Here is a 2,584-nt window from a genome sequence, read left to right as displayed (position 1 = left end):
GCTCGGCGAAATTGGAGTATCGGTGAGGATACCGATTACCCGCGACAGGACAAAAAGACCCCGTGCACCTTTACTATAACCTGCCATTGGGTCTTAGCATTGCACGTGTAGAATAGGTGGGAGGCTTTGAACCAGCATCGCTAGGTGTTGGGGAGCCACAAGGTGAAATACCACCCTTACAATGTTGAGGCTCTAACCCAGGGGAGTGAATCCTCCTCGGGAACAGTGGCAGGCGGGTAGTTTGACTGGGGCGGTCGCCTCCCAAACAGTAACGGAGGCGCGCAAAGGTTCCCTCAGCGCGGTCGGCAATCGCGCGAAGAGTGTAAACGCAGAAGGGAGCTTGACTGCGACACCGACGGGTGGAGCAGGTACGAAAGTAGGCGTTAGTGATCCGGCGGTTCCGCATGGAAGGGCCGTCGCTCAACGGATAAAAGGTACGCCGGGGATAACAGGCTTATCGCCCCCGAGAGTTCATATCGACGGGGCGGTTTGGCACCTCGATGTCGGCTTGTCACATCCTGGGGCTGGAGAAGGTCCCAAGGGTCGGGCTGTTCGCCCGTTAAAGTGGCACATGAGCTGGGTTTAGAACGTCGTGAGACAGTTCGGTCTGTATCCGTCGTGGGCGTTGGAGTATTGAGGAGAGCTATCCCTAGTACGAGAGGACCGGGATGGACCAACCTCTTGTGTACCGGTTGTTCCGCCAGGGGCAGCGCCGGGTAGCGACGTTGGGAAGGGATAACCGCTGAAAGCATCTAAGTGGGAAGCCCACTCCGAGATGAGTACTCCCGGGACATAAGTCCCCGGAAGGGCCGTGAGAGACTATCACGTTGATAGGCGGCAGGTGGAAGCGTGGCAACACGTGTAGCCGAGCCGTACTAATCGCCCGAGAGGCTTGACCGCACCCTCTTCCCTCCCTCAATCCAGCTCGAAGAGCTTGGGTTGAATCCAGGGGAGGACGAAGAAGGACGCATCATCGGACGCTTAGGAATACCATTTCCTGAGGCGCCCAAGAAGTAAACATTGCAGTTCTCAAATCTCTTAAACCCGAATTCTATCGACGCGCAGTCTAGTACTGCGGCTGCGCGTCTAGAGTTTGCTGGTGGTCATAGCGTGAGGGATACACCCGTTCCCATCCCGAACACGGAAGTTAAGCCTCACAGCGCGGATGGTACTGCCGGGGGGACCCGGTGGGAGAGTACGACGCCGCCAGCTTCATACAGGACCCCCTCTCTGCTTCAGGCGGAGAGGGGGTCTTTTGTTGTACCCGCGAGCCGAGCAAGGCACGGCGAGCCGGTCGGAACCACCCAGGCGGTCTACGAGCGCAATAACGCGGCGAGACCAAGGGGAGAGTTCACAGCTATGGCTAGTGCGTCTCCAGCGGTTCTGGAGCGCTCCCGCTCACGCAGTCTTCATGGGAACAGCAGCGGCGTGGTTGGCCGCAGTCGTTGGGATCGCGCTCTCAACCTTCCTGCGCCCGGGCTAGCGGAAACCGCATCCGTACGCCCAAAACGACGATCGTACTCGGCGCTGCTGAAGCACGAACGCGGGTTTTTTCAGCTGCGGCCCGAGTTCTCGTAGGAAAGTCGAGGCCCGAAGTTACCACGCCCTCCGGGGGTCAAGTCGAGCACGTTCCAAAGAGGCCAAATGAGGTCGACGTGACGAGGGTGACCTCCCTCGAGTGGATGGTACACCAGCTCCGATCCCCAGAAGTGCCGAATCTCCCGACCCTGACGGTGGAAGACGTTGCCGATCGTAATCTGCCGACCATCGGATTCGCCAAGGTAGTCGGCCTGGTAGCTGTTCTTCTCCGACGACAGCAGCCGCAACCGCGACCACCCCCTAGATGCCCCGTGTTCATGGAACGTGCGGATATCGTGCTTCGCGACGATCGCGGTACTGATGCTTTGGTCCAGATGCCGAACTTGGCCGTCCAGCCCGTCCAGGATGGACGTGCAACTTGGACAGGCTGACGCCATCGACGGAGCATACATGAAGCTGTACAGAAACAGCGTGTCGTGATCTTCGCCAAACAAGTCCGAAAACCTGGTCTTGGTCACCTGACCGTCTACCAGTTCTTCGAACCCGTAGTCTTCCTTCAACAGGCCACCGGAGGGCAGAGCGCGCCGCTGCTGCGCAACCCGCTCAATGTGGTCGCGTAGCCCCTTTTCGGCCTGCACCAGTTCGTCCCTCGCCCTGCGGTACTCCTCAGACTCGTTAGGGAAACGGAGAGTCATGGGGGCATTTGTTCGAAGGTCTGTGTCGTCTATTTCTGGTTTATCACCCGAGTACCCGACCAGTGGTCACCGAACCGACGCTGCTGCGGGTCCGTGAGCACCTTGACGATCTCGGCGATGCCGAACCCCATCGCGATCAGCCCCACAGGGAGCAATAGAAGCCAGCCGATGATCGGGATGTAGAGAAGTATCGTCATCGCGGCGCCGAATCCGAACATCCAGTTGCGCTTGACCGATGTCGCAATGTCCATGGCCTGGCCGTCGAGCCGGACCGGTCGAATCTCCATGACCTTCTTACCAATGGATCGGCCGTCTGCGAACTCGAGGTCCAGGCCGTCTCGGCACAGCAT

2 protein-coding genes and 2 rRNA genes are annotated in these 2,584 nt (G+C 59.1%); 2 read left to right on the top strand and 2 right to left on the bottom strand.

Going from position 1 to position 2,584, the window contains the following annotated elements; genetic code table 11:
* Positions 1–901 (top strand): 23S ribosomal RNA (locus HKN37_17915); the annotation flags it as partial.
* 194 nt (positions 902–1,095) lie between these two features.
* Positions 1,096–1,212: ribosomal RNA gene (gene rrf / locus HKN37_17910) — 5S ribosomal RNA — on the top strand.
* A gap of 341 nt (positions 1,213–1,553) precedes the next feature.
* Here rrf and HKN37_17905 read toward each other — a convergent pair.
* Together HKN37_17905 and HKN37_17900 are read right to left on the bottom strand one after the other, a co-directional pair.
* On the bottom strand, positions 1,554–2,234 hold the full coding sequence (locus HKN37_17905) for a DUF899 family protein (protein NNE48532.1): 681 nt from the start codon (positions 2,232–2,234) through the stop codon (positions 1,554–1,556).
* 29 nt (positions 2,235–2,263) lie between these two features.
* Positions 2,264–2,584 (bottom strand): hypothetical protein (locus HKN37_17900; GenBank protein NNE48531.1); only part of this gene is annotated, 321 nt, incomplete at its 5' end.

Source organism: Rhodothermales bacterium, assembly GCA_013002345.1.
In the GTDB taxonomy this organism is placed as follows: domain Bacteria; phylum Bacteroidota; class Rhodothermia; order Rhodothermales; family JABDKH01; genus JABDKH01.
Note: the sequence above shows the minus strand (reverse complement) of the source record. Positions and strands in the feature narration are given on the sequence as shown.